The sequence below is a fragment of the Bradyrhizobium sp. MI1.3 genome (genome assembly GCF_055811695.1).
Genome location: NZ_JBVVPQ010000028.1, coordinates 74,844 through 99,171 on the forward strand (window position 1 = coordinate 74,844; position 24,328 = coordinate 99,171).

Below are 24,328 nucleotides of genomic sequence, written 5' to 3' on the forward strand. Positions count from 1 at the left end.
CATTTACTTCTGTCGGGTAAACAAGCGGCCAAGGGAGGCGGTCATCAAGAGCCGCCGGAACACGAACGACAACAGAAGCGAGCCAGCCATGTCGGTACGGTCTAAGGTCATCGAAGCGATCCAGCAGATCGCCAAGGAGCAGCACGTCGCGCTTCCCGCACTCTCTGACGATCTGTCCCTGCACGAGACGGGATTCGACTCGCTCGCCTTCGCCATCCTGGTGGCACGCCTCGAGGACGAGACTGGCGTCGACCCCTTCACCATCTCCGAGGACGCAGCGTTCCCCGCCACCGTGGGCGATTTCGTGCGGGCCTACGAAAATGTCCCCGCGTGAGATCTTTGCGCTCCGCGACCATCTTGGCACGGAGCTGACCGGCCGCACGCTGTCGGACGCGCACGAGGTCGTGTCGCTGACGGATATCCTGTCGCAGACGGTCCTGGCTGGCCGCCTGGGCGAGCTGTCCGGCCGCGCGGTGCTGCTGAAATTGTCCGACCAGCTCCGGTCAGGCCTTGCCATGATCGAGCTCGACGGTATCGCGCGTCGCATGCTGCTGTGCCCACCCGATCTCAACCCCGCGCATCTCGATGCGCTGATGGCGGATGCCGGGATCGATGCCGTCGTCACCGACGAGCCCGATCGCTGGGCCGAGACCGGCGTGCCGCTGGTCGTCACCGCACAACTGCCGCTTCAAGCCACGACGCCGGCCAGGACAGAACGCGCCACGGAATGGCTGATGCTCACTTCGGGCACGTCCGGCGTGCCGAAAATCGCCGGCCATACGTTGGAGGCACTCACCGGCGCGATCATCGCCGAGGGCCCCGCGAAGGCGCCCGCGCCGGTATGGGCGACGTTCTACGACATCCGCCGCTATGGCGGCCTGCAGATATTCCTCCGCGCCGTCCTCTCCGGCGGCTCGATGGTGCTGTCCGATCCGCATGAGGCGCTCGGCGATCACGTCACGCGGCTGAACGCGCGCGGCGTCTCCCACATCTCCGGCACGCCCTCGCACTGGCGCAAGCTGTTGATGAGCGGCTCGGCCGCGCGATTCGCGCCGCGCTATGTCCGCCTCTCCGGCGAGATCGCCGACCAGGCTGTGCTGGACGGCCTGAAGGCGGCGTTCCCGAATTCCTCCGTCGGCCATGCCTATGCATCAACCGAGGCCGGCGTCGGCTTTGCCGTCAATGACGGGCTGGAAGGCTTTCCGGCGGACTATCTCGGCAACCGCAACGGCGTCGAAATGAAGGTCGTCGACGGCTCGCTACGCATCCGTTCGACCCGCACAGCGCACGCCTATATCGGCCGCGACGCGGCCGCGCTCACCGATGCGGACGGGTATGTCGATAGCGGCGATATCGTCGAATTGCGCGGCGACCGCTACTATTTCGTCGGCCGCCGCGGCGGCATCATCAATATCGGTGGGCTGAAGGTTCACCCCGAAGAGATCGAGGCGGTGATCAACCGTCATCCCGACGTACGGATGTCGCGGGCGAAGTCACGCAAGAGCCCGATCACCGGCGGCATCGTCGTCGCCGACGCGATCCTCGCCGACGGTACCGATACGGCGCGCGCGAAAGAGATCCGCGACCAGATCCTGGATCAGTGCCGCGCGCAGCTCGCGTCCCACAAAGTGCCGGCGGTGATCCGCTTCGTCGAGGCGCTCGACGTCACCCCGGCCGGCAAACTGGCGCGCACCGATGCATAATGTTCTCGTCACGGGTGGTAGCCGCGGCATCGGCCTTGCAATCGGCCAGCGGCTTGTTGATGGCGGCTACAACGTGATCGCGGCGGCGCGGCGCGAGAGCGACGCGCTCAAGGCGGCGATTGCCGGGTCGGAGGGGCGCCTGCATTTCCGCGCCTGCGACCTCGCCGTGATCGACGCGATTCCCGCTTTCGCAAAACTCGTGCGCGATGAATTCGGCCCGATCTACGGCCTCGTCAACAATGCCGGCCTCGGCACCGAAGGCCTGCTCGCGACCATGCACAATTCCGAGATCGAGGCGCTGGTGCAGCTCAACGTGCTGTCACCGATCATTCTCACCAAATATGTCGCACGGCAGATGATGGCCGACGGTGCCGGCCGCATCATCAACATCTCGTCGATCATCGCGACCACCGGCTATAACGGCCTCTCCGTTTACGGTGCGACCAAGGCCGCCGCTACCGGCTTCACCCGTTCGCTTGCGCGCGAGGTCGGCAAGCTCGGCATCACCGTGAACGCGATCGCGCCCGGTTTCATCGACACCGAGCTGACGCACAATCTCTCCGACGACAGCCGAAAGCGCATCGCCGGCCGCAGCGCGCTGCGGCGCCTGCCGGAGACCGACGACGTCGCGCGCATGGTGGAATATCTGCTGGGCGAGGGCGGGCGCAACGTGACGGGTAGCGTGTTCACGGTCGACGCGGGCAACACGGCGTAGGCGGAACTCTACTGCCACAATTGCATTGATCCGGCGCAATGACATCATCCGGATTTGGTCGTAAGATGCCGCGCAATTGATTGGCTTACGTCAATCGATCTGCCCTAATCGACAGGGAGCAGTCCATGACCGCTGCGAGCCCGGACAAGGCGTCGGCAAAGCCATCTTCCGCACAGCAAAGCGACGTCCACTGCCAGACCGTTCACTGCCAACCGATGTCTCATCAAAATTCAGGTGATCACGGTTACGAAATGTATCCGCAGAAATTCGTGCGTCTGGTCGGTTGCCACAACGTACCCTCATCCGCGCTGCGCAAGCGCGAGGGCGAGAAGCTGCACTAGACATTCAGGTCCGGTGCTTCGGCAGGTCAATCCGTTCGTGTGAGAACTCCGGCGGGCCGTCGGTCAGGCGGCGGATCCGGCGCTCGCGTTCGTCTTCAGACAGCGCAGGATCGAGCAGCGCCTCGAGTTCATGCACTGCAAGCTCTTCGATCCTGGTGGCATCCGAGGCGAGCGGGTGCCCTGGCGGGAGTGCCGGGGGCGCGACCTTCAGGCCCAGCTCGACCAGCGTACGAATGGCATCGGAGCGCGACAGGTGATGGGTTTCGGCCCAGCTATCGACGGCCGCGGTCAGGCTTTCCGGCATCTTCACCGCGCTGATCGGATCACGTCCGGTGCGCCGGCTTACCGGAGCGATGGAGTCCTTCCTGTCGAAGTCGGACACGTCGATGTTCCCGCGCAACCATGTGAGATCATCGAGACTAGACGCCATTTACGGCCAACTGTTTGATGCCGATCAATGACCTTCTGTGGCATTGCAGCGCGCCCTCATCTTGTTGTCCGGGTCCATTTCGGCCAATGGTTGCAAGGGCGCCCCCCGGCGAACCCGAATCGGTTCTTCCACGTATGTTTCTTTGGACGTGCGTCCCAACTATCCGGCATCATCCGATGACATCAGCGTTCTATAGCGGCATTCCAGTCTTTCGCGGCTTCACCAGCCTGATGGACCCCGCTTTGTATTCGCCGCTGCCCGACGACTGGAGCGTCGGCGTTGCCGACATCGTGGATTCCACCAAGGCCATCGCGTCGCAGCGCTACAAGGCGGTGAACATGGCCGGTGCCGCCGTGATCGCGGCGGTGACGAACGTATTGGAGGGACGCGAATTTCCCTTCGTGTTCGGCGGCGACGGCGCGAGTTTTGCGGTCGCGCCTGATGACCTCGAACTGGCCCGCGAGGCTTTGGCTGCGACCGCGACCTGGGTGCGGGAAGATCTCGATTTGCGGATGCGCGTCGCGCTGGTGCCGGTGAGCGCCATTCGCGCGCAGGGCCTCGACGTGCGCGTCGCGCGCTTCGGCCCGTCGGCCAATTTGTCCTATGCGATGTTTTCTGGCGGCGGGCTCGCCTGGGCGGACGCAGCGATGAAGCGCGGCGAGTTTGCGATCATCGAAGCGCCCGCGGGCACGCAGCCCGATCTCTCCGGCCTGTCCTGCCGCTTCGAGGTGATTCCGGCTGCGCGCGGCCTGATCCTGTCCGTGCTGGTCATGCCGGCCCAGGGCGCCGATCACTCGGCATTCCGCAACGTGATCGAGGACATCATCCATCTCGTCGAGCGCAGCCCGGATGCCGGTCGGCCCGTGCCGCCACAAGGGCCGCCGTTGACATGGCCGCCGCAGGGGCTGGAATATGAGGCGCGCACCATGCGCGGAGGTCCGCTGCTCGGGCGCCGCGCCCGCGTGCTGGCCTACACGCTTTTCGTCTATCTGATCATGCGCTTCGATCTCAAGGTCGGCGGCTTCGTGCCGAAGCTCTATACACGACAGGTCGTGGAGAACTCCGATTTCCGGAAATATGACGACGGCCTGCGCATGATCCTCGACTGTACGCCGGAGCTCGAACGCGCGCTCAGCGATCGTCTCGCAGCTGCCGCGCGCGATGGCATCGTGTGTTACGGTCTCCACCAGCAGGACGCCGCGATGATGACCTGCTTCACCCCGTCGGCGCTCCGCAGCGACCACGTCCATTTCATCGACGGTGCGCGGGGCGGCTACGCCTCGGCGGCGACGGCGCTGAAGGCAATGATGGCGTGAAGCGCTAGCGCCCCGCGCGGGTCCAGGTTTCGCCGCCGCAGAGCGCGCCGACGCAGCCTTCGACCCGCAGTGAATCCGCAGATGTCACGGTCACGCTGCTCGCATAGGTGCTGCCGTCGTCGGCATTGTAGATCTGGCCCGACCATTTGTTCGGTCCTGAAGGCTGCATGCCGCTGAACAATGGCAAGCCGATCATCGGGCGCCTGGCGAGGGCGGGATTGGGATTCTTGCTATCGGTAGCGGGCTGGCCGGTCGCGGTGTCGTGGGGTTCACGCAGCCAGACGACGTTGCCGCAGATGCCGCCGCCGCATTTGCTGATCTTGACGCGGGCATCCCCGGCCTGGGTGAGCCAGGTCCCGTCGGCGCTCTGCGCATGGGCGGCAGTCGCGCCAAGGAACGCAGCCAGAAGGACGATGAGAGCAGCGAATCTGGAAGTCATGAAGAGAGCCCCGAGGTGGAGCGCCTCCATAGCAGCCCAGCAGGATAGTGCAACGCTGGATGGAATCACATTCCTGCGTTTATCTGCCTGCGTGCATTGACCTGCGCTCATTTGCCCCAGCGCACCAAGGCGACCGAGCCTGCGGTCGACAGCCCGAACACCACCATGGCGCCGCCGACCAGTGCGAACAGGGTCCAGGCTGGAGCCTGCGCCATCATGAGGGTGCCGCCGCCGATCGCGACGATCAGAAGGCGCGCGGTGGAGGCGAGCACGGGACCGCCGACCCGCGCCGCGCCTTGCGAGGAGAAATACAGCGACACGCCCATGCCGAAGAACACAAAGGTCGGGCCCGCCCAGTGGAAGTAGCTGTGCGCGGCGGCGGCGACGCCGGCATCCCTGGTGAAGAGCGAAACCCACAGAGACGGATCGAGCGCGATGACGAGGCCGATCAGGCCGACCGTAATTCCCGAGGCCGCGGCCGCGGTCCAGGCCACGCGCCGCGCGCGCCTCACCTGTCCGGCGCCCATCGCCATGCCGACCATCGGCACCGATGCGATGCCGAAGGCGAAGGTGATCGGGATCAGCAAGAATTCCAGTCGCGAGCCGATGCCGTAACCGGCCAACATCTCGGTGCCGAAGGTCGCCAGGATCTTGGTGAAGATCAAAATGGTGAGCACGGTCTGGAGCGGCGACAGGCAGGCGACCGCGCCGACCTTGAGGATGTCGAAGAACAACGCGCGATCGAAATGGAAGGCGCGGAAATCCAGCGGCAGCCGGCTGCGGCCGGACCAGAGATACCAGAGGAAAAAGATCGCAGCACAGGTGAACGCGATCAACTGACCGGCGGCGACGCCGGGCATGCCGAATTGCGGCACGCCGAATAGGCCAAGCCCCAGCGTGCCGCCGAGCGCGATCTGGAGCACGCTCGTCCCGATCAGCGCCATCGAGGGCAGACGCATGTCGCCGGTGCCGCGGATCACCGAGGCCAGCGTGTTGACGAGCCAGATCGCGACCGCGCCGGAGAACAGCATTTGCGAATAGCCGCTGGCTTCCTCGAGTACACGCTCGCGCCCGCCCAGCAGCATGAAGAACGAGCGGCCGAAGACGAGCATCGTCACCGTGAAGAAAAGCCCGCCGCAGAGGCCGATGATGGCGGCGTGCAGCGCCAGCGTCGCCGCACGGGTCCGATCGCCGGCGCCGAGCGCGCGGCTGATCGCAGACGAGACGCCGCCGCCCATCGCGCCCGCGCTCATCATCTGCGTCAGCATGGCGAACGGAAACACCAGCGCGATCGCTGCGAGCGGGATGGTGCCGAGCCGGCCGATATAGGAGGTCTCGGCGACCGCAACCAGCGTGCTGCCGACCATCGCGATCATGTTGGGGATCGCAAGCCGCAGCAGTGTGGGCAGGATCGGTGCCGTCAGCAAGCCGGCGATGGGGGAGGCGACCGGGGCAGGCGGCGGCACGGCGTCTATCGAGGCGTCGATCGTCATGTGTCACCGCGCGGAATATTGGATGATGACCGACATATTATATGGCGTGCGGCGCCGGCGCCAGCCTCGCTTCACGCAGGGCTCACCAGGGCAGGCCGCAGAGGTCGATGGTGCCCAGCGTCGGCGCGCTGACGATGTTGCAGACATAGGGCGCCATGTGGGTGAAGCGGATCCGCCCCTCCGGCTGCTCGCAATAGACCTCGCCCTTGAAGGGGAGCCAGCTGCGGTTCTGGTAGAACGCGACATTGTGCGGCTCGCAGAACAGCAGCGCGAAGCGGACCGCCTCGTTGGCACGCATGGTATGCAGCGCGGCGTCGATCGCCATGGTGGCATAGCCGCGGCCGCGCCGGTCCTCCCGCGTGCAGACGCCGCCGATGCCGCCGATGTGAACCTTCTGCCCGTTCCAGGTGACGGTGCGGAAATAGATGCCGACATGGCAGACGAGACCATCATCGGGCGTCTCGATCAGCACGCGCAAATCGGCATTGGCCCATTTGACGTGAGCCCAGGAGGGCTTCTCGACGGCGTCGCGTCCCCAGACGGCGCTGAGCAGGGGCTGTGCGATCGGCCATGAGGCGTCGCCGTTCAAAATGTCGATCTCGATGCTCATCGCTCTCTCTTTCGCATCTCCGTGCCGCCGGTGCGTTTCGTTCTGCCATAAGCACCTCAAAGGCAATGATATTTTACGGCCCGGTTGAAACGACCGACATCCTTGCGACGATTTTATGCAATCCGGCCAAGCCGCCGCACCATGCCTTCTGGAAAATTCGCGGTATTTAACGGCCACGGAACCTTCTATAAGGGGTGACCGTTAAGTCTCGTTCCCCCATCAGTCGCGGACAACACCCATGACCTTTACGCTGCCCCCACTCCCCTACGCCTATGACGCCCTCGGGCAATTCATGTCGAAGGAAACGCTCGAATTCCACCACGACAAGCATCATCAGGCCTATGTCACCAACGGCAACAACGCGCTCAAGGGCACCGAATGGGAAGGCAAGTCCCTTGAGGAGATCGTCAAGGGCTCGTTCGGCAAGAACCCCGCGGTGTTCAACAATGCCGGCCAGCACTACAACCACATCCATTTCTGGAGCTGGATGAAGCCCAATGGCGGCGGCACCAAGCTGCCGGGCAAGATCGAGAAGAAGATCAACGAGGATCTCGGCGGCTTCGAGAAGTTCAAGACCGACTTCCAGGCGGCCGGCGTCGGCCAGTTCGGCTCCGGCTGGTGCTGGCTCCAAGTCAAGAACGGCAAGCTCGAGATATCCAAGACCCCGAACGGCGAGAATCCGCTGGTGCACGGCGCCACCCCGATCCTCGGCTGCGACGTCTGGGAGCACTCCTACTACATCGACTATCGCAACCGCCGTCCGGACTATCTCAAGGCGTTCGTCGAGAACCTCGTGAACTGGGAATACGTCGAGTCCCTGTTCGACAAGGCGTAAGATTTTAGGCCACCATTCCGGGATGGTGCGCTAGCACCAGACCCGGAATCTCGAGATTCCGGGTTCGGCTTCGCCGCCCCGGAATGACGGAAACAACGGAAGGCGGTCGCACGTGCGGCCGCCTTTTTGCTGTGCGGAATTCGGCCCCGCATGGCCCTGCGCGAGGTGCGCATCGCTCCCGTCATCGTACTGTTTGCATCGCATCTGCGGCGCCCTTAATCAGGACGGGCATCACCCTCGAGCCGAACGCGCCCGTTGTCAGAACCCTCCCCGAAAGACCCGGCGCCCGCCGAGGACGCGGACTCCGAGCCACGGCCGGGGCGCGTGCGCAAGCCGATCGGCTGGTCGACCATCATCATCGCAGCGCTGGTGGCGGTGAGCGCGGGTCTGGTCTGGCGGCGTGACGGCACCGACGGTGTTCTCGAGATCCTGACCCACGATCTCTCGCTGTTCGGCGGCATCCTGCCGCGCGTGCTGGCCGGCTGCATGCTCGGTGCGTTCATCTCCGAGATCCTGCCGCACGAAAAAGTCTCGCGTGCGCTCGGGCCGAAATCGGGCCTGAAAGGCCTTCTGATCGGCACTGCCTTCGGCGCGATCCTGCCCGGCGGTCCCTTCACCGCCTATCCCGTGGCGAGTGCGTTGCTCGCGGTCGGCGCCGATTTCGGTGCCACCATCGCCATGGTCGTGAGCTGGACCTTGATCGGCTATGGCCGGGCGGTGGCCTGGGAAATCCCGATCATGGGTACCGACTTCACGCTGTGGCGCATCGTCATCTCGCTGCCGTTGCCGATGCTCGCAGGCGCGCTCGGCCGCTTCGTCTATGTCCGGCTCTATCCGAAGCCAGCCCTGAAGGACGACGAGAATTGAGCGCCGCGCTTCTAATCGACATCCTGTTGTGGGGCTCGGTGTTCGGCGTCGGCCTGATCGCCTTTCGCCGCGGCCCACCGGTGTTCAAGGCCTCGCTGCGCGAAGGCTCCATGGACTTCATCAACATCGTGCCCCGGATCGCGCTGGGGGTGATCGGCTCCGGCTACATCGCCGCCATCATCCCGCAGGAGGTGATCAGCGGCTGGCTCGGCCCGGACAGCGGTTGGCTCGGGGTCGCGACTGCCGTGGTCGCCGGGGCCGCGACCCCCGGCGGCCCGGTGATCGGGTTCTCGATCGGTACGGTGGCGCTGAAATCGGGCGGTGGGGTACCGCAGGTGGTCGCCTATGTCGTCGCTTGGGCGCTGTTTGCCTTCCAGCGGGTGATTTTGTGGGAAATTCCGTTCATGCCGGCCCGTTTCGTCTGGTTTCGCTGTGCGGTTTCGGTGCCGTTCCCGTTCGTCGCCGCCGCCATCGCCATGGTGATCGGGAAGCCCTAGAGCCCGGCGTGGACAGAGGTAATGTTATAATATAACGTTTCGGCATGGTTCCCGCCGCGTCCCAAGCCCATCATCACGATCATGCTCATGGCCATTCCCATGATCATTCCCGTGACCACGGGCATTCGCATGGACACGATCATACCCACGCACACATCCATGGTGCGGCCTCTCCGCATCCGGCTCAGGCGGCGCATTGGTCGATCCTGCGCATGACGATGGCCGCCCGCCTCGCGGCCGCGCTCTCGGTCTGTGCCGTGCTCTGGGGCGTGGTCTTCCTGGCGATGAGGTGACCATGGCGGCGCTGCATTTCCACAACGTTACGCTCGGCTATGACCGTCACCCGGCCGTGCACCACCTCAATGGTGAGGTCGCCCCGGGCGCGTTGCTGGCCGTGATCGGCCCGAACGGGGCCGGCAAGTCGACACTGCTGCGCGGCATTGTCGGCATCCTCAGACCACTCGACGGCAGCATCCATCTCGGCGGGCTCGACAGCCGCGATATCGCCTATCTGCCGCAGAGTGCGGAGATCGACCGCAGCTTCCCGATTTCGGTGCTGGACTTCGTTGCCACCGGGCTATGGCGCGGGACCGGCCTGTTCGGCGGCATCGGCAAGGCGGCGCGCGAAAAGATCCTCCGCGCGATCGCTTCCGTCGGTCTCAACGGTTTCGAAAACCGCCCGATCGGCACACTCTCGGGCGGCCAGATGCAGCGCGTGCTGTTTGCGCGCGTGCTGCTCCAGGACGCGCGGCTGATCGTGCTGGACGAGCCCTTCAACGCCATCGACAGCAAGACCACGGCCGATCTGCTGGCGCTGGTGAAGCACTGGCATGGCGAGGGCCGCACCGTCCTCGCCGCGCTGCACGACATGGAGATGGTGCGCACCCATTTCAGCGAGACGCTGGTGCTGGCGCGCGGGCCCGTGGCGTGGGGCCCGACGGCAGAGGTGCTGACGCCGGAAAACCTTATGGTCGCGATGCGGATGTGCGAAGCCTTCGACGACAGCGCCGCCGCCTGCTCGGCCGATGATGCCCGCTCACGGGCGGCTTGATATCCGATGCTCTATGACGCGCTGATCGGCCCGTTCACCGAATTCGAGTTCATGCGACGTGCGCTCGCGGCCGTCATCGCGCTGTCGCTCGCGGGCGCGCCGATCGGCGTGTTCCTGATGTTGCGGCGAATGAGCCTGGTCGGCGACGCCATGGCGCATGCCATCCTCCCCGGCGCCGCTGTCGGTTTCCTGCTTTCCGGTCTCAACCTGTTCGCGATGACGGCCGGCGGCCTGATCGCGGGTTTTGCCGTCGCGATCCTCGCAGGCCTCGTCGCACGCTCGACCGGGTTGAAGGAGGATGCCTCGCTCGCGACCTTCTATCTGGCCTCGCTGGCACTGGGCGTGACCATCGTCTCGATCAAGGGCACCAATATCGACCTGCTGCACGTGCTGTTCGGCAATATCCTCGCGATGGACGATCAGACGCTGCTGGTCGTCGCCTTCAACGCCACGGTGACGCTGCTGGTGCTCGCCGTGATCTATCGCCCGCTGGTGATCGAGAGCGTCGATCCCTTGTTCTTGCGCACCGTGAGCCGGGCTGGCGGGCCTGCGCATCTCGCTTTCCTTGCGCTGGTCGTGATCAACCTCGTCAACGGCTTTCAGGCGCTCGGCACGCTGCTCGCGGTCGGCCTGATGATCCTGCCGGCCGGCATCGCGCGGTTCTGGTCGCGCGATCTCACCGTCATGATCTGCATCGCGGTCGTCGCTGCCGCCGTCTCCGGCTATGCAGGTCTTGTGCTGTCGTTCCAGACCCGTGTGCCCTCGGGCCCTGCGATCATTCTGGTGGCGAGCGCGCTCTACACCGTCTCCGTTCTGTTCGGCCGGGTCGGCGGCGTCGTCAGGCAGCTGTTTCCCGGCCGGCATCTGGAAGCGTGACAGCGATGCGGCGCATCCTGCTTTGTGTGCTCTTGCTGATCGCCTCGCCGCTGCACGCTGCGGAGCAGCTGAAGGTCGTCGCGAGCTTCTCGATCCTCGCCGATTTCGTCCGTAATGTCGGCGGCGACCGGATCAATCTGACGACGCTGGTCGGGGCCGACAGCGACGTCCACGTCTACACGCCCGCGCCCAGCGATGCGAAGCGGATCGCGGACGCAAAGCTGGTCATCGTCAACGGCCTTGGTCTCGAGGGCTGGCTGCCGCGCCTCGTGCAGTCCTCCGGATCCAAGGCGCAGGTGATCACCGCGAGCGCCGGCATCGCGCCGCTCAAGCTCGGTTCGGCCGCCGACCCGCATGGCTGGCAGTCCGTTCCCAACGCCAAAATCTACGTCACCGACATCGCCAATGCGCTGGCCGCGGCCGACCCTGATGACGCGGAGCTCTTCCGCGCCCAGGCCAAGGCCTATCTGGAAAAGCTCGAAACGCTTGACCGCGAGGTCCGCGATGCCGTGGCCAAAATCCCGCAGGAGCGGCGCAAGGTGATCTCGACCCATGACGCCTTCGGCTATTTCGCCGCCGAATACGGCGTCCAATTCATCGCGCCGCTCGGCGTCTCCACGGAAACCGAGCCCAGCGCGCGGGACATCGCCACCATCATCGGCCAGATCAAGGCCCAGAAAATCCCAGCCGTGTTCCTGGAAAATATCAGCGACGACCGGCTGATCCGGCGGATCGCGGCGGAGACCGGCTCAAAAGTCGGCGGGACCCTGATTTCGGACGGTTTGACCGGCGAAAAGGGGCCTGCACCCACTTACATTGATATGGTCAGGCACAATATAAAGGCCCTGACCAGCGCGCTTGACCACTAGGGCAGGGGCCACCCCGCCTCGCGTCGCGCGAAAAGCCCGAAGTCCGGAGTTGTTATGTCTGAAGCGACCGCCCCAAAAATTCCCGTGACCGTCCTGACCGGCTATCTCGGTGCCGGCAAGACCACGCTGTTGAACCGCATCCTGTCGGAAAACCACGGCAAGAAGTACGCCGTCATCGTCAACGAATTCGGCGAGATCGGCATCGACAACGACCTCATCATCGGCGCCGATGAGGAAGTGTTCGAGATGAACAACGGCTGCATCTGCTGCACCGTGCGTGGCGATCTCGTGCGCATCATGGAAGGCCTGATGAAGCGCAAGGGCAAGTTCGACGCCATCATCGTCGAGACCACCGGTCTTGCCGATCCGGCACCGGTGGCCCAGACCTTCTTCGTCGACGAGGACGTGCAGAAGAACGCGCGTCTCGATGCGGTGGTCACGGTTGCGGACGCAAAATGGCTGTCCGACCGTCTCAAGGACGCGCCCGAGGCCAAGAACCAGATCGCCTTTGCCGACGTCATCGTGCTGAACAAGACCGATCTCGTCACCAAGGGCGAGCTTGCCGAGGTCGAGGCCCGCATCCGTGCCATCAACCCCTATGCGAAGCTGCACCGCACCGAGCGCTGCTCGGTGGCTTTGGCCGACGTGCTCGACCGCGGCGCCTTCGACCTCGATCGCATCCTCGACATCGAGCCGGACTTCCTGAATGCCGATGATCATGACCACGACCATGATCATCATCACCACGGCCACGACCATCATCACGATCATGATCACGGCCACGGCCTGAAGCACTATCACGACGAGGATATGCAATCGCTGTCGCTCAAGACCGACAAGCCGCTCGATCCCAACGTGTTCATGCCCTGGCTCCAGAATCTGGTGCAGGTGGAGGGCGGCAAGATCCTGCGCTCCAAGGGCATCCTCGCCTTCCACGACGACGACGACCGTTACGTCTTCCAGGGCGTCCACATGATGCTGGAGGGCAACCACCAGCGGAAGTGGAAGGACGGCGAGCCGCGCGAGAGCCGCCTCGTCTTCATCGGCCGCGAATTGCCGCAAGATCTCATTCGCCAGGGTTTTGAGAGCTGCATCGTCTCGTGATGAAAGAGTTTACGCCGCCCGCCGATTCCGCCTCGATCGTCTCCGTCACCGAGCGCGTCAAGCCGCTCGCGCTCGGGATGGTCGTGACCTCCGTGCATTTCCTTGGGCCCCGCGCCGCCTTCGTCGGCGGCGAGGAGACTGTCGCGTTCGTGGATGGCCAGGGCGAGATCAGCAAGGTCGCGGTGCACAGCGGCGGCATTCTCTCCGCCGCCTCCGACGGCAAGCGCCTCGTGATGGGCGGCGACGATGGAAAAGTCGTGTCGCTCGACGCCAAGGGCGAAGTGACGCTGCTTGCGACCGACCCGAAGCGGCGCTGGATCGATGCGGTGGCGCTGCATCCGGACGGTGCCTACGCCTGGTCGGCCGGCAAGACCGCTTTCTTCAAGAGCGGCAAGAGCGAGGAGAAGTCGCTTGAGGTGCCCTCAACCGTTGGCGGCCTCGCGTTTGCGCCGAAGGGCCAGCGTCTCGCGATCGCCCATTACAACGGCGCGACGCTGTGGTTTCCCAACATGGCGGGATCGGCCGAATTCCTGCCCTGGGCTGGCTCGCATCTCGGCGTCACCTTCAGCCCGGACAACAAATTCCTGGTCACCACGATGCACGAATCCGCGCTGCACGGGTGGCGGCTTGCCGACAACAGGCACATGCGTATGACCGGCTATCCCGGCCGCGTCCGCTCGATGTCGTGGAGCGCGGGCGGCAAGGCGCTGGCGACCTCGGGCGCCGACACGGTGATCCTGTGGCCGTTTGCCAGCAAGGACGGCCCGATGGGCAAGGAGCCCGCGATGCTCGCGCCGCTCCAGGCGCGCGTGTCGGTCGTCGCATGCCATCCCAGGAACGACATCTTCGCCGCCGGCTATAGCGACGGCACCGTGCTGATGGTGCGTCTGGAGGACGGCGCCGAGATCCTTGTCCGCCGCAATGGCACGCCGCCGGTGGCCGCGCTCGCCTGGAACGCCAAGGGGACGCTGCTGGCGTTCGCCGACGAAAATGGGGATGGCGGGCTGCTGGAGCTTTGATCTGTCATTGTTCCGGCCGTAGATGGGGCCATGCGGTTTCTGACGACCTTCCAGATCGCTGACTTTGCGGACACGCTGGTCAGTCTGTTCACGGCCTTCGTGCTGGGCACGCTGATCGGTGCCGAGCGGCAGTACCGCCAGCGCACCGCGGGCCTGCGTACGAACGTGCTGGTCGCGGTCGGCGCCGCCGCTTTCGTCGATCTCGCCATGCACCTGACCGGCGCCGACGGCGCGGTGCGGGTGATCTCCTACGTCGTCTCGGGCATCGGCTTTCTCGGCGCCGGCGTCATCATGAAGCAGGGGATGGACGTGCGCGGGCTCAATACCGCGGCGACGCTATGGGCTTCGGCCGCGGTCGGCTCCTGCGCGGGCGCCGACATGATTGCCCAGGCGGCGGCGCTGACGGTGTTCGTGATTGCCGGCAACACCATGTTGCGGCCATTGGTCAACGCCATCAACCGCATTCCGCTGAACGAGAAGACCTCCGAGGCGACCTATTACTTCAAACTCGCGGTCGCACCGGACGCCTTGCCCGACATGCGCGACCGCCTGGTCGAGAAGCTCGAGGGCGCAAAATATCTGGTGGCCGATATCGAAATGGTCGAGACTGGGGACGATCTGATCGAGATCGTGGCAAAGCTGGTCGCGAGCGCCGTCGATCCGAACGAGCTGAATGCGGTGGCGACCGATCTCCAGCACCTGCCCGGCGTCCGCCACGCCACCTGGGAAGTCAGCACCACGGATTGAGCGCGCAGGCGTCGAGTTCCGGCCGTCACGGGCAGGGAACCGCAGACCGGCGATTTCGTTGATCCCCTGGACAAAGGCGGTGATCGACATGCCCGGCCAATATGACAAGCGCAGACTGAAGCTCGACCTGATGGTTGCCTGCTCGCTGTTCGCGGCAGGCGTCGTGGTGTCAGGCATGTCGCTGGCGCAAATCCGCGCCGAGACCCGGATGCAGACGGCCCAGGCGACGCAACCCCTTCAGGGCACGCCGTCCGACGATCAGAACAAGCCCGCGGAAGCCAAGCCCGGCGGCGACCGGCCGACCACGCCCGCCCCAGAGCCGGCGCGACCCGACCCACAGACGCAAGGGGCTGCCGGTGCGGCTAAACCAGCATTGCCGCCAGCGCCAGCCGAGAAGATCGCGCCGCCGATTGAGAGGAAGTAGGCTCCCCTGTCATTCCGGGCTCGCGCCAAGTGGCGCGCCTCGGAATGACGAGCGGAGAGTTGGGTGACGGCTCTCACCGCACCAGAACGTTCCGGAACTGCCACGGATCTGACGTATCGATATCCTCCGGAAACAGTCCCGGACGATCCGTCAGCGGCGTCCAGTCGGTATAAAACCCCTTCACCGGGCCGAGATACGGCAGCTGAATTTCCAGCAGGCGATCGAAATCCATCTCGTCGGCTTCGACGATGCCTTCCTTCGGGTTTTCGAGCGCCCACACCATGCCGCCGAGCACGGCGGAGGTCACTTGCAGGCCAGTGGCGTTCTGGTAGGGCGCGAGCTTGCGGGTCTCTTCGATGGAGAGCTGCGAGCCGTACCAATAGGCATTGTTGTCATGGCCGAACAGCAGCACGCCGAGTTCGTCGATACCGTCGACGATCTCGTTCTCGTCGAGGATGTGGTGCTTCTCCTGCATCTTCGCGGCGCGGCCGAACATTTCATGCAGTGACAGCACGGCATCGTCAGCCGGATGATAGGCATAGTGGCAGGTCGGACGGTACACCGCCGTGCCCGATGCGTCGCGCACGGTGAAATAGTCGGCGATCGAGATCGACTCGTTGTGGGTGACGAGGAAGCCATACTGCGCGCCGCGGGTCGGGCACCAGGTGCGCACGCGCGTGTTGGCGCCGGGCTGCATCAGATAGATGGCAGCGCCACAGCCGGCTTCGTGAGTCCGCGCATTTTCGGGCATCCATTTTTCATGGGTGCCCCAGCCGAGTTCTGATGGCTGCACGCCTTCCGACAGAAAACCTTCCACCGACCAGGTGTTGACGAAGACATCCGGCTCTTTCGGCTTCTTGGAGCGCTGGGTGTCGCGTTCAGCGATGTGGATGCCCTTGATGCCGGCCTGTCGCATCAAGTCCGCCCATTCGGCTTTGGTTTTCGGCTTGGGGGCATTGAGCTTCAGATCGGCGGCGACATTGAGCAGCGCCTGCTTCACGAAAAACGAGACCATGCCGGGATTGGCGCCACAGCAGGAGACCGCCGTCGTCGAGCCTGCAGGGCGCGCCTTCTTGGCAGCCAGCGTCGCTTCGCGAAGGGCGTAATTGGAGCGCGCTTCCGGGCCTTTCGAGGAGTCGAAATAGAAGCCGAGCCAGGGCTCGTTGACGGTGTCGATATAGAGAGCGCCGAGCTCGTTGCAGAGCTCCATGATGTCGGTGGAACCGGTATCGACCGAGAGATTGACGCAAAAGCCCTGGCCGCCGCCCTCAGTGAGCAGCGGGGTCAGCAACTCGCGATAATTGTCCCTGGTCACGGCCTTCTGGATGAAACGCACATTGTGCTTCTCGCAATGCGCCTTGCGGCCCTCGTCCTTGGGATCGATCACGGTGACGCGCGACTTGTCGTATTCGAGATGCCGCTCGATCAGCGGCAACGTGCCTTTCCCGATGGAGCCGAAGCCGACCATGACGATGGGACCAGTGATCTTCGCGTAGATCTGCGAGGCGGGGCTCATGGGATGGTTTCTCCGGAACGTGCTGGCGGACAAAGGGTGGGTGGATCAAGCGCTACGGCGCTTGGCGGTGACTTCGATCTCGACCTTCATCTCGGGCTTGGCGAGGCCGCTGACGACCACCAAGGTCGCGGCCGGCCTGATGTCACCGAGAACCTCGCCGCAGACGGCGAAATGGGCATCGATATAGCTAGCGTCGGTGACGTAATAGGTCGCGCGGACGATATCGGCCATCTCGAATCCGCCCTCCTGCAGGGCGGCTTCGATGGTCTTGAAGCAGTTGCGTGACTGGCTCGTGACATCGGCCGGCATGGCCATCGTCGTGTAGTCATAGCCGGTGGTGCCCGCGACGAAGGCGAACTCGCCGTCGATCACGGCGCGGCTGTAGCCGACGGTCTTCTCAAGCGGAGAGCCGGTGGAGATCAGGCGACGGGACATGGTCTTGGGCCTCGACTGAAGGGGGCGTTTGGCGGGTTAAAGGGCGTTTCTCAGGCCCGCGCAACCCTAAAGCAAAGGGTCGCGCGAGCATCTCCGCTCGCCGCGGCTTTGGTCATCGCGATCATGGCAATCCCTTACGCCGCGCGCGCCTCGAGGCCGCGAACTAGCCTCCGTTTGGGTAGGGCCGCGCCAGTCGGGACGATCATCCCGGCGGCGCCATCCAGCGCACCCGCTTCGAATTCGATCGCCAGCAGGCGGTCGCGCTCGAACGGACCGGGCAGCGACAGCTCGCCGGTGTTGGCGGCTGAGAAGCCGAAGCGGGCGTAATAAGGGGCATCGCCAAGCAGGATCACGGCGGCATGCCCGCGCGCCCGGGCGGCAGCCAGCGCTTGTTGCATCAGCGCGGCGCCGATCCCGAGCTCGCGGCAAGCAGGGTCCACCGCCAGCGGTCCGAGGACCAGAGCGGGCCTGCCTCCGGCGCTGACGTGCCACAGCCGCACGGTTCCCACGAGCTTCCCCTCGCGCATCGCGGCCAGCGCAAGGCCGGCTGCGGGTGCGCGTCCGTCGCGCAGGCGCTGGCAGGTGCGGCCATGGCGGTTATCGCCAAAGGACGCATCGAGCAGCGCTTCACGCATCGCAACGTCGCCAGCACGCTCCGCACGGATCGCGAACGGAGCGGCTTTCGAGGTGGGGTCAACCTGTGTCTTCCGAAGAGCAGTCATGGCGCGTCAGTCCCCGCTTGAAACCGACGTGCGCAAAGCACGCCGGTCCAAGGCGTCGTCAGATCGAAATGTCAGGGAGGAGCCGGCAAGCCGGCTCCCGGGTTCGTCAGGCCTCGGAAAGAGAGGCGATCAGATATGGTAGGTCTTCAGCGGCGGGATGCCGTTGAACGCCACCGCCGAGTAGGTCGACGTATAGGCCCCGGTGCCTTCGATCAGCAGCTTGTCGCCGATCTCGAGCGTCACCGGAAGCGGATACGGGTTCTTCTCGTACAGCACGTCGGCGCTGTCGCAGGTTGGCCCAGCGAGCACGCACGGTGTCATGTCCGCACCGTCATGCGGGGTGCGGATGGCGTAACGGATCGACTCGTCCATGGTCTCGGCGAGACCGCCGAACTTGCCGATGTCCAGATAGACCCAGCGCACCTCGTCCTCGTCGCTCTTCTTGGAGATGAGCACGACCTCGGACTCGATGATGCCGGCGTTGCCCACCATGCCGCGGCCCGGCTCGATGATGGTCTCCGGAATCTGGTTGCCGAAGTGCTTGCGCAGCGCGCGGAAGATCGAGCGCCCGTAGGTGACCACCGGCGGCACGTCCTTCAGGTACTTGGTCGGGAAACCGCCGCCCATGTTGACCATGGTCAGGTTGATACCGCGCTCCGCGCAGTCGCGGAACACCTGCGAGGCCATCGCCAGCGCACGGTCCCACGCCTTCACCTTGCGCTGCTGCGACCCGACATGGAAGGAGATGCCGCACGGCTCCAGGCCCAGACGCTTGGCAACGTCGAGCACGTCGACGGCCATCTCCGGGTCGCAGCCGAACTTGCGCGACAGCGGCCATTCGGCGCCGGCGCAGTCATAGAGGATGCGGCAGAACACCTTTGCGCCGGGAGCGGCACGGGCGACCTTCTCGACTTCGGCGGCGCAATCGACCGCGAACAGCCGAATGCCGAGCGCGAAGGCACGCGCGATGTCGCGCTCCTTCTTGATCGTGTTGCCGAAGGAGATGCGGTCGGGCGTCGCACCGGCGGCCAACGCCATCTCGATCTCGGCGACCGTGGCGGTGTCGAAGCAGGAGCCCATGGAGGCGAGCAAAGCCAGCACTTCCGGCGCCGGGTTCGCCTTGACCGCATAGAACACGCGGCTGTCGGGCAGCGCCTTGGCAAAGGTCTGGTAATTGTCGCGCACGACTTCGAGGTCGACGACGAGGCACGGTTCGGTGTCGAGGCCCTCGCTGCGGCGGTTGCGCAGGAATTCCTGGATACGGTCGGTCATAGCACTCTCCCAAACGGCCCAGCGACGGGGATCCGTTCAAAAAATGACGTCGGATAAGAGCGCTCCGGCCAGATCGCGCGATGGAGGCGCGACGAGCCAAAGACTCAGATCAGACTGTGCTGCCGTGGATTGGTTGGGAATGTTCCCGCCCGCACACCTGGCAATGAAGGACAAGCCTTTTCAGTAGCCCGCGCCGGCGTTGGACTGCCGGTAGAGACCAAAAAAGCCCGATCCGTCGTTGCTTTAAGTCGCGTCCCCCGTTGAGAGCGGGGTGCGCCGGTTCGCCTCCGGCTGCCAGTCACGGTTGCAAAGAGCAAAGTCACCTTCGACAAGGCATCTCTTTGAGAGAGATGCTGGACGCTCCGGGTTTGCTTTCGTCTTCCGGCTATGAGCCTTCCGACTTCCACACTTCCGAAGAGCCCCTCGGCTTCTTCGCCCCTTGGCGGCTGTCCGGCCTCTTGTCCGGATACCTACCGACTGACACACGACCACAGGCACGTGCGAAATTGGGCAATCCGCACATAAGTGTTTTGACTCTGCTTCGCAAGAGATTTTTTAGGCTGCGAACAGAATTGCCTAACATCTGCTTGCGCAGTGTTGCGCGAGCGACGCGGAAGATGAACGCGCGTTAAGTTTTCTGTGCGGCGCGCGTCACTCGCGCGCGTGCGCGCTTCAGCCGCGCTTCGTGAACGGCTCGACGCGCTGAGCGGCGCGGATGAAGGCAGTCATGACGAGCACGCCGAGCGCGAACAGCGCGGCCTGAAGGATGTGCGTGCCCTGCTCGCCCAGCCCGAACAGGATCGCGAGCGCCCAGCCGCCGGCAAACGCCGCGCCGAACACCTCGGCGCCGATCAGGATGGCGGCGCTGATGACGGTGATGACGCTCGGCCAGACGATCCGACGGGAAGACGAGGAAGTCGCGTTCATGAGCTCAGGGGTCCTAGGCTTTGAAGGGCCGCAATCTCCCCGAAAAGGCAGCCGGGAGCAAGGGCAAATGGCCCAAAAAAGCCCCATCGCGTGCTATAGCTGGCCGCAACAATCGAGCCACAAATCGGGACTTGTAATGTCAGAAACCCGCCAAACTACGGACTCCGAGACCAACCCGCTGCTGAAGGCCTGGGTGACGCCATTTGCGACCCCGCCCTTCGACGAGATCAGGCCGGAGCACTTCCTCCCGGCCTTCGAGCAGGCCTTCGCGGACCACTCCGCCGAGATCGCTGCGATCACCAACGACCCGACTGCGCCCGACTTCGCCAACACCATCACGGCGCTGGAGCGCTCGGGCAAGCTGCTCAGCAAGGTTGCGTCAGTCTTTTACGACCTCGTCTCGGCGCATTCCAACCCGGCCATCCTGGAGATCGACAAGGAGGTTTCCTTGCGGATGGCGCGGCACTGGAATCCCATCATGATGAACGCCGTGCTGTTTGGCCGCATCGCCCAGCTGCACGAGAACCGCGCCAATCTCGGTCTGACACCGGAACAGCTCCGCCTGCTCGAGCGTACCTACACCCGCTTCCACCGTTCCGGCGCCGGCCTCTCCGAAGAGGCCAAGACGCGGATGGCGGAGATCAACGAGAGACTCGCCCAGCTCGGCACCAGCTTCAGTCATCATCTGCTCGGCGACGAGCAGGAATGGTTCATGGAGCTCGGCGAAGCCGACCGCCAGGGCCTGCCGGAGAGTTTTGTCGCCAGTGCCAAGGCTGCGGCGGAAGAACGCGGCATGGCCGGCAAGGCCATCGTCACCCTGTCGCGCTCCTCGGTCGAACAGTTCCTGAAGAGCTCGGCCCGGCGTGACCTGCGCGAGAAGGTCTACAAGGCCTTCACCGCGCGGGGCGACAACGGCAACGCCAACGACAACAACGCGACCATCGTCGAGGTCCTGAAGCTGCGCGAGGAAAGCGCCAATCTCCTGGGCTACCCGACCTTCGCGGCGTACCGGCTCGAGGATTCCATGGCCAAGACGCCGGAAGCCGTGCGCGGCCTTCTGGAGCGGGTCTGGAAGCCGGCGCGGGCGCGGGCGCTCGCCGATCGCGACGACATGCAGGCGCTGATCACGGAGGAGGGTGGCAATTTCAAGCTCGCCCCCTGGGACTGGCGCTTCTATGCCGAAAAGCTCCGCCTTCAGCGCGCCAATTTCGACGACGCCGCGATCAAGCCGTATCTGGCGCTCGATCACATGATCGCCGCCGCCTTCGACTGTGCCACGCGCCTGTTCGGCGTCACCTTCGAGGAGCGCAAGAACGTGCCGGTCTGGCATCCGGACGTCCGGGTTTGGGAGATAAAGGGGCAGGACGGCAAGCACAAGGCGCTGTTCTATGGCGACTACTTCGCCCGGCCGTCGAAGCGCTCCGGCGCCTGGATGACCTCGCTGCGCGACCAGCAGAAGCTCGACGGCGAGGTCGCACCCCTGATCCTCAACATCTGCAACTTCTCAAAGGGCGCGGATGGGGAACCCTCGCTGCTGTCGCCGGACGACGCCCGCACCCTGTTCCACGAGTTCGGCCACGGCCTGCACGGCATGCTCTCCAACGTGACCTATCCGTCGCTGTCGGGCACCTCCGTGTTCACCGATTTCGTCGAGTTGCCGTCGCAGCTCTACGAGCACTGGCAGGAGCGGCCCGAGGTGCTGCAGCAATTCGCCCGCCACTACCAGACCGGCGAGCCGCTGCCGGACGATCTGCTGCAACGGTTCCTGGCCGCGCGAAAATTCAACCAGGGTTTTGCCACCGTCGAGTTCGTCTCCTCGGCGCTGATCGATCTCGAATTCCACACCCAGCCGGCCTCCGCCGCGCAGGATGTCCGCGCCTTCGAGAGACGCGAGCTGGAAAAGATCGGCATGCCCGAGGAGATCTCGCTGCGTCACCGTCCCACGCAATTCGGTCACATCTTCACCGGCGATCACTATGCCGCCGGCTATTACAGCTACATGTGGTCGGAGGTGATGGATGCCGACGCCTTCGGCGCGTTCGAGGAAGCCGGCGACATCTTCGATCCCGCCGTCGCAAAACGCCTGCACGATGACATCTACTCGAGCGGCGGATCGGTCGATCCGGAAGCCGCCTATGAGGCCTTCCGCGGCCGCCCGCCGGAGCCCGACGCGCTCTTGCGTCGCCGCGGCCTGCTCGACGCTCCGAAGGCGGCCTGATGGGCATGCGGGCCCTGTTGGGGCTGCTGCTCGGTGTCGCCCTGTCGCTCGCGGCAGGCGCGGCGCGGGCGCATCCGCATGTCTGGATCACTGCGACCAGCGAGTTGCTCTATGCCGCGGACGGCAGCATCACCGGCGTGCGCCACGCCTGGACGTTTGACGACATGTTCTCGGCCTATGCGGTGCAGGGGCTCGAGAGCAAGACCAAGGGCGCCTACACCCGCGAGGAGCTGGGGCCGCTGGCGCAGACCAATGTCGAGTCGCTGAAGGAATATGCCTACTTCACCTTCGCGCGAGCCGACGGCAAGAAGGAGCGATTCCAGGAGCCGGTCGACTATTTCCTCGACTACAAGGATAGCGTGCTGACCCTGCACTTCACGCTGCCGCTGAAGAACCCGGTCAAGCCCAAGCAATTGATGCTCGAAGTGTTCGACCGCTCCTTCTTCATCGACTTCCAGATGGCCAAGGACAATCCGGTCAAGCTGGTCGGCGCGCCCGCCGGCTGCCAGATGAAGCTGGAGCGGCCGAGCGACGGCACCGCGAGTGCGCAGAAGCTCAACGAGCAGACCTTCATGAACGGCGAGAATTCCAATTTCGGCATGATGTTCGCCAACAAGATCACGGTGGATTGCCCGTGAAGCGGCAACTCACGCCCATGGCACGCGGGCTCGCTGTCTGCGCCGGCGTTCTTCTCGTCGTGGGCGTGACCGATGCGGCGCTCCACGATCTCCTCGCGCAGAACCCGTTCGGCGCGCCGCGTTCGCCACAAGCTGCCCAGCCCGAGGCCGGCGGCTTGATCGGCTGGCTGTTGGCAAAACAGTCGGAATTCTATCGGCAGATGTCGGCGACCATCCGCGCCGCGAAGTCCGATGGCTCCGCGGTGTGGACGCTGCTGTTCATTTCCTTTGCCTATGGCATTTTCCACGCGGCCGGCCCGGGCCACGGCAAGGCGGTGATCGCCTCCTATCTCGTCGCCAATCGCGAGACCGCCCGGCGGGGCATCGCGCTGTCGTTTGCCTCGGCGTTGATGCAGTCGCTGGTGGCGATCCTGATCGTCGGCATCTCGGCCTGGGTGCTGAATGCGACCGCCAAGACCATGTGCAAGGCGGAGGGCGTGATCGAGATCGCGAGCTACGCGTTGATCGCGCTGTTCGGTCTGCGCCTGGTCTGGGTCAAGGGCCGCACTTTCATCCGTGCGCTGCAGGCGGTTCAACCGGTGCCGGCGATCGCGGGCGTGCCGCATGACCATGATCACGACCATCACCATGCGCACGCCCATCATCACCACCAGCATAACCACGTCCATGACGAGCATTGCGGCCATTCCCACGGCCCCACCCCGAGCGAGCTCGCCGGCCCCGGTGGCTGGGGGCGCGGCTTTGCCGCGATCCTGACCGTCGGCATCCGTCCCTGTTCGGGCGCGATCCTGGTGCTGGTGTTCGCGCTGGCCCAGGGCCTGTTCTGGGCCGGCATCGCCGCGACCTTGCTGATGGGGCTCGGCACCGCGATCACGGTCGCGGCCATTGCGGTGGTCGCCGTCTCCGCCAAGGACATCGTCGCCCGCCTGAGCGCCGGACGCGACGGCAGCGGCGCACTGTTCATGCGCGGCATCGAATTCGCCGCCGCCGGCCTCGTGCTGCTGTTCGGCGCAGGCCTGTTGTTGGGTTACGTCGCGGCCGAACGGACGACGTGTTTTTGAGTTTTTCCCTCGCCCCTTGTGGGAGAAGGTGGGGCGAAGCGCCGGATGAGGGGTTCTATCCGCGAACGCAGCTGCAAGAGGATCGCTCGCGGAGACAACCCCTCACCCGTGGGGGGGGGGGGGGGGCCCCCCCCCCCCCCCGCGGGCGGGGGGGGGGGGAAAAAAAAAAAACAACGACCGAGCGGCGGCGCGCGACCCCAAAA

At 64.9% G+C, this 24,328-nt stretch carries 28 protein-coding genes; 19 read left to right on the plus strand and 9 right to left on the minus strand.

What is annotated here, in order from left to right; genetic code table 11:
• Positions 1-88 precede the first annotated feature (88 nt).
• From AC0L3A_RS21345 to AC0L3A_RS21360, 4 genes are all read left to right on the plus strand, one after another.
• Entirely contained in the window at positions 89-334 is a 246-nt protein-coding gene (locus tag AC0L3A_RS21345; protein ID WP_007597226.1) for an acyl carrier protein, read from the plus strand.
• Positions 321-1,703: a class I adenylate-forming enzyme family protein gene (locus AC0L3A_RS21350; protein ID WP_354126814.1), complete on the plus strand. Its 1,383-nt coding sequence runs from the start codon at positions 321-323 to the stop codon at positions 1,701-1,703. The genes AC0L3A_RS21345 and AC0L3A_RS21350 overlap by 14 nt, the downstream gene beginning before the upstream one ends.
• On the plus strand, positions 1,696-2,418 hold the full coding sequence (locus AC0L3A_RS21355) for an SDR family NAD(P)-dependent oxidoreductase (RefSeq protein WP_219680369.1): 723 nt from the start codon (positions 1,696-1,698) through the stop codon (positions 2,416-2,418). The genes AC0L3A_RS21350 and AC0L3A_RS21355 overlap by 8 nt, the downstream gene beginning before the upstream one ends.
• Positions 2,419-2,543: 125 nt before the next feature.
• The gene (locus AC0L3A_RS21360) at positions 2,544-2,759 is read left to right on the plus strand and encodes a hypothetical protein (protein WP_473255136.1); all 216 of its coding nucleotides are present in this window, start codon (positions 2,544-2,546) and stop codon (positions 2,757-2,759) included.
• A 4-nt stretch (positions 2,760-2,763) separates the two neighbouring features.
• Here the strand turns inward: AC0L3A_RS21360 and AC0L3A_RS21365 are convergent, their stop codons facing one another.
• Positions 2,764-3,189, minus strand: coding sequence for a ribbon-helix-helix domain-containing protein (locus AC0L3A_RS21365; protein WP_354171464.1), 426 nt, complete (start codon positions 3,187-3,189; stop codon positions 2,764-2,766).
• A 176-nt stretch (positions 3,190-3,365) separates the two neighbouring features.
• Here AC0L3A_RS21365 and AC0L3A_RS21370 point away from each other — a divergent pair, with 176 nt between their 5' ends.
• Positions 3,366-4,505 (plus strand): DUF3095 domain-containing protein, encoded by a 1,140-nt coding sequence (locus tag AC0L3A_RS21370; protein ID WP_473255137.1) that lies wholly within the window; start codon positions 3,366-3,368, stop codon positions 4,503-4,505.
• Between the two features lie 4 nt (positions 4,506-4,509).
• Here AC0L3A_RS21370 and AC0L3A_RS21375 read toward each other — a convergent pair whose 3' ends face one another.
• The 3 genes from AC0L3A_RS21375 to AC0L3A_RS21385 all read right to left on the minus strand — a co-directional run bounded on the left by AC0L3A_RS21375 (position 4,510) and on the right by AC0L3A_RS21385 (position 7,047).
• Positions 4,510-4,944: a DUF2147 domain-containing protein gene (locus AC0L3A_RS21375; RefSeq protein WP_088941344.1), complete on the minus strand. Its 435-nt coding sequence runs from the start codon at positions 4,942-4,944 to the stop codon at positions 4,510-4,512.
• A 107-nt stretch (positions 4,945-5,051) separates the two neighbouring features.
• Positions 5,052-6,437, minus strand: a complete 1,386-nt coding sequence (locus AC0L3A_RS21380) for an MATE family efflux transporter (protein WP_473255138.1) — start codon at positions 6,435-6,437, stop codon at positions 5,052-5,054.
• A gap of 82 nt (positions 6,438-6,519) precedes the next feature.
• Positions 6,520-7,047, minus strand: a complete 528-nt coding sequence (locus tag AC0L3A_RS21385; RefSeq protein ID WP_473255139.1) for a GNAT family N-acetyltransferase — start codon at positions 7,045-7,047, stop codon at positions 6,520-6,522.
• 238 nt (positions 7,048-7,285) lie between these two features.
• On the opposite strand from AC0L3A_RS21385, the gene AC0L3A_RS21390 reads away from it, so the two are divergent.
• The 11 genes from AC0L3A_RS21390 to AC0L3A_RS21440 all read left to right on the plus strand — a co-directional run bounded on the left by AC0L3A_RS21390 (position 7,286) and on the right by AC0L3A_RS21440 (position 15,336).
• On the plus strand, positions 7,286-7,882 hold the full coding sequence (locus tag AC0L3A_RS21390) for a superoxide dismutase (protein WP_007597204.1): 597 nt from the start codon (positions 7,286-7,288) through the stop codon (positions 7,880-7,882).
• A gap of 255 nt (positions 7,883-8,137) precedes the next feature.
• Positions 8,138-8,749 carry a permease gene (locus AC0L3A_RS21395; protein WP_473255140.1) on the plus strand — a complete coding sequence of 204 codons (612 nt, stop codon included), beginning with the start codon at positions 8,138-8,140 and terminating at the stop codon, positions 8,747-8,749.
• Positions 8,746-9,246, plus strand: a complete 501-nt coding sequence (locus AC0L3A_RS21400; protein ID WP_148775145.1) for a hypothetical protein — start codon at positions 8,746-8,748, stop codon at positions 9,244-9,246. The genes AC0L3A_RS21395 and AC0L3A_RS21400 overlap by 4 nt, the downstream gene beginning before the upstream one ends.
• A gap of 44 nt (positions 9,247-9,290) precedes the next feature.
• Positions 9,291-9,539: a hypothetical protein gene (locus AC0L3A_RS21405; RefSeq protein WP_035993672.1), complete on the plus strand. Its 249-nt coding sequence runs from the start codon at positions 9,291-9,293 to the stop codon at positions 9,537-9,539.
• A 2-nt stretch (positions 9,540-9,541) separates the two neighbouring features.
• Positions 9,542-10,297, plus strand: a complete 756-nt coding sequence (locus AC0L3A_RS21410) for a metal ABC transporter ATP-binding protein (RefSeq protein ID WP_007597191.1) — start codon at positions 9,542-9,544, stop codon at positions 10,295-10,297.
• Positions 10,298-10,303: 6 nt separating this feature from the next.
• A complete protein-coding gene (locus tag AC0L3A_RS21415) occupies positions 10,304-11,173 on the plus strand; it encodes a metal ABC transporter permease (RefSeq protein WP_007597190.1) in 870 nt (289 codons plus the stop codon).
• Between the two features lie 5 nt (positions 11,174-11,178).
• A complete protein-coding gene (locus tag AC0L3A_RS21420) occupies positions 11,179-12,042 on the plus strand; it encodes a metal ABC transporter solute-binding protein, Zn/Mn family (RefSeq protein WP_007597189.1) in 864 nt (287 codons plus the stop codon).
• Positions 12,043-12,096: 54 nt separating this feature from the next.
• Entirely contained in the window at positions 12,097-13,146 is a 1,050-nt protein-coding gene (locus AC0L3A_RS21425; protein WP_007597188.1) for a CobW family GTP-binding protein, read from the plus strand.
• Complete coding sequence (locus AC0L3A_RS21430) at positions 13,146-14,165, plus strand: WD40 repeat domain-containing protein (RefSeq protein WP_219680615.1); 1,020 nt, start codon at positions 13,146-13,148, stop codon at positions 14,163-14,165. The genes AC0L3A_RS21425 and AC0L3A_RS21430 overlap by 1 nt, the downstream gene beginning before the upstream one ends.
• Before the next feature lie 30 nt (positions 14,166-14,195).
• A complete protein-coding gene (locus tag AC0L3A_RS21435) occupies positions 14,196-14,912 on the plus strand; it encodes an MgtC/SapB family protein (protein ID WP_219680356.1) in 717 nt (238 codons plus the stop codon).
• 88 nt (positions 14,913-15,000) lie between these two features.
• Positions 15,001-15,336, plus strand: a complete 336-nt coding sequence (locus AC0L3A_RS21440) for a hypothetical protein (RefSeq protein WP_007597175.1) — start codon at positions 15,001-15,003, stop codon at positions 15,334-15,336.
• 73 nt (positions 15,337-15,409) lie between these two features.
• Here the strand turns inward: AC0L3A_RS21440 and AC0L3A_RS21445 are convergent, their stop codons facing one another.
• The 5 genes from AC0L3A_RS21445 to AC0L3A_RS21465 all read right to left on the minus strand — a co-directional run bounded on the left by AC0L3A_RS21445 (position 15,410) and on the right by AC0L3A_RS21465 (position 20,208).
• Positions 15,410-16,852, minus strand: a complete 1,443-nt coding sequence (locus AC0L3A_RS21445; protein ID WP_473255141.1) for a homospermidine synthase — start codon at positions 16,850-16,852, stop codon at positions 15,410-15,412.
• Positions 16,853-16,897: 45 nt separating this feature from the next.
• On the minus strand, positions 16,898-17,287 hold the full coding sequence (locus tag AC0L3A_RS21450; RefSeq protein WP_007597171.1) for a RidA family protein: 390 nt from the start codon (positions 17,285-17,287) through the stop codon (positions 16,898-16,900).
• A 134-nt stretch (positions 17,288-17,421) separates the two neighbouring features.
• A complete protein-coding gene (locus AC0L3A_RS21455) occupies positions 17,422-18,009 on the minus strand; it encodes a GNAT family N-acetyltransferase (protein WP_007597169.1) in 588 nt (195 codons plus the stop codon).
• Positions 18,010-18,138: 129 nt separating this feature from the next.
• Positions 18,139-19,281, minus strand: coding sequence for a type III PLP-dependent enzyme (locus tag AC0L3A_RS21460; protein WP_018453321.1), 1,143 nt, complete (start codon positions 19,279-19,281; stop codon positions 18,139-18,141).
• Positions 19,282-19,953: 672 nt separating this feature from the next.
• A complete protein-coding gene (locus AC0L3A_RS21465) occupies positions 19,954-20,208 on the minus strand; it encodes a hypothetical protein (protein WP_007597166.1) in 255 nt (84 codons plus the stop codon).
• Positions 20,209-20,344: 136 nt separating this feature from the next.
• On the opposite strand from AC0L3A_RS21465, the gene AC0L3A_RS21470 reads away from it, so the two are divergent.
• From AC0L3A_RS21470 to AC0L3A_RS21480, 3 genes are read left to right on the plus strand one after another with little or no spacing between them, the layout of a single operon-like run.
• Entirely contained in the window at positions 20,345-22,426 is a 2,082-nt protein-coding gene (locus AC0L3A_RS21470) for a M3 family metallopeptidase (RefSeq protein WP_219680347.1), read from the plus strand.
• Complete coding sequence (locus AC0L3A_RS21475; RefSeq protein WP_007597162.1) at positions 22,426-23,064, plus strand: DUF1007 family protein; 639 nt, start codon at positions 22,426-22,428, stop codon at positions 23,062-23,064. The genes AC0L3A_RS21470 and AC0L3A_RS21475 overlap by 1 nt, the downstream gene beginning before the upstream one ends.
• Positions 23,061-24,125 (plus strand): nickel/cobalt transporter, encoded by a 1,065-nt coding sequence (locus AC0L3A_RS21480; RefSeq protein ID WP_219680343.1) that lies wholly within the window; start codon positions 23,061-23,063, stop codon positions 24,123-24,125. Before AC0L3A_RS21475 ends, AC0L3A_RS21480 begins: the two co-directional genes overlap by 4 nt.
• Positions 24,126-24,328: the final 203 nt, after the last annotated feature.

Excerpts from the sequence above, each read along its gene's own strand:
- AC0L3A_RS21385 (WP_473255139.1), bottom strand. The coding sequence starts at position 7,047 with ATGAGCATCGAGATCGACATTTTGAACGGCGACGCCTCATGGCCGATC.
- AC0L3A_RS21380 (WP_473255138.1), bottom strand. The coding sequence starts at position 6,437 with ATGACGATCGACGCCTCGATAGACGCCGTGCCGCCGCCTGCCCCGGTC.
- AC0L3A_RS21405 (WP_035993672.1), top strand. The coding sequence starts at position 9,291 with ATGGTTCCCGCCGCGTCCCAAGCCCATCATCACGATCATGCTCATGGC.
- AC0L3A_RS21420 (WP_007597189.1), top strand. The coding sequence starts at position 11,179 with ATGCGGCGCATCCTGCTTTGTGTGCTCTTGCTGATCGCCTCGCCGCTG.
- AC0L3A_RS21460 (WP_018453321.1), bottom strand. The coding sequence starts at position 19,281 with ATGACCGACCGTATCCAGGAATTCCTGCGCAACCGCCGCAGCGAGGGC.
- AC0L3A_RS21435 (WP_219680356.1), top strand. The coding sequence starts at position 14,196 with ATGCGGTTTCTGACGACCTTCCAGATCGCTGACTTTGCGGACACGCTG.
- AC0L3A_RS21355 (WP_219680369.1), top strand. The coding sequence starts at position 1,696 with ATGCATAATGTTCTCGTCACGGGTGGTAGCCGCGGCATCGGCCTTGCA.
- AC0L3A_RS21470 (WP_219680347.1), top strand. The coding sequence starts at position 20,345 with ATGTCAGAAACCCGCCAAACTACGGACTCCGAGACCAACCCGCTGCTG.
- AC0L3A_RS21425 (WP_007597188.1), top strand. The coding sequence starts at position 12,097 with ATGTCTGAAGCGACCGCCCCAAAAATTCCCGTGACCGTCCTGACCGGC.
- AC0L3A_RS21410 (WP_007597191.1), top strand. The coding sequence starts at position 9,542 with ATGGCGGCGCTGCATTTCCACAACGTTACGCTCGGCTATGACCGTCAC.
- AC0L3A_RS21430 (WP_219680615.1), top strand. The coding sequence starts at position 13,146 with ATGAAAGAGTTTACGCCGCCCGCCGATTCCGCCTCGATCGTCTCCGTC.
- AC0L3A_RS21350 (WP_354126814.1), top strand. The coding sequence starts at position 321 with ATGTCCCCGCGTGAGATCTTTGCGCTCCGCGACCATCTTGGCACGGAG.
- AC0L3A_RS21370 (WP_473255137.1), top strand. The coding sequence starts at position 3,366 with ATGACATCAGCGTTCTATAGCGGCATTCCAGTCTTTCGCGGCTTCACC.
- AC0L3A_RS21360 (WP_473255136.1), top strand. The coding sequence starts at position 2,544 with ATGACCGCTGCGAGCCCGGACAAGGCGTCGGCAAAGCCATCTTCCGCA.
- AC0L3A_RS21445 (WP_473255141.1), bottom strand. The coding sequence starts at position 16,852 with ATGAGCCCCGCCTCGCAGATCTACGCGAAGATCACTGGTCCCATCGTC.
- AC0L3A_RS21455 (WP_007597169.1), bottom strand. The coding sequence starts at position 18,009 with ATGACTGCTCTTCGGAAGACACAGGTTGACCCCACCTCGAAAGCCGCT.
- AC0L3A_RS21390 (WP_007597204.1), top strand. The coding sequence starts at position 7,286 with ATGACCTTTACGCTGCCCCCACTCCCCTACGCCTATGACGCCCTCGGG.
- AC0L3A_RS21375 (WP_088941344.1), bottom strand. The coding sequence starts at position 4,944 with ATGACTTCCAGATTCGCTGCTCTCATCGTCCTTCTGGCTGCGTTCCTT.
- AC0L3A_RS21415 (WP_007597190.1), top strand. The coding sequence starts at position 10,304 with ATGCTCTATGACGCGCTGATCGGCCCGTTCACCGAATTCGAGTTCATG.
- AC0L3A_RS21440 (WP_007597175.1), top strand. The coding sequence starts at position 15,001 with ATGCCCGGCCAATATGACAAGCGCAGACTGAAGCTCGACCTGATGGTT.
- AC0L3A_RS21365 (WP_354171464.1), bottom strand. The coding sequence starts at position 3,189 with ATGGCGTCTAGTCTCGATGATCTCACATGGTTGCGCGGGAACATCGAC.
- AC0L3A_RS21465 (WP_007597166.1), bottom strand. The coding sequence starts at position 20,208 with ATGAACGCGACTTCCTCGTCTTCCCGTCGGATCGTCTGGCCGAGCGTC.
- AC0L3A_RS21450 (WP_007597171.1), bottom strand. The coding sequence starts at position 17,287 with ATGTCCCGTCGCCTGATCTCCACCGGCTCTCCGCTTGAGAAGACCGTC.
- AC0L3A_RS21475 (WP_007597162.1), top strand. The coding sequence starts at position 22,426 with ATGGGCATGCGGGCCCTGTTGGGGCTGCTGCTCGGTGTCGCCCTGTCG.
- AC0L3A_RS21345 (WP_007597226.1), top strand. The coding sequence starts at position 89 with ATGTCGGTACGGTCTAAGGTCATCGAAGCGATCCAGCAGATCGCCAAG.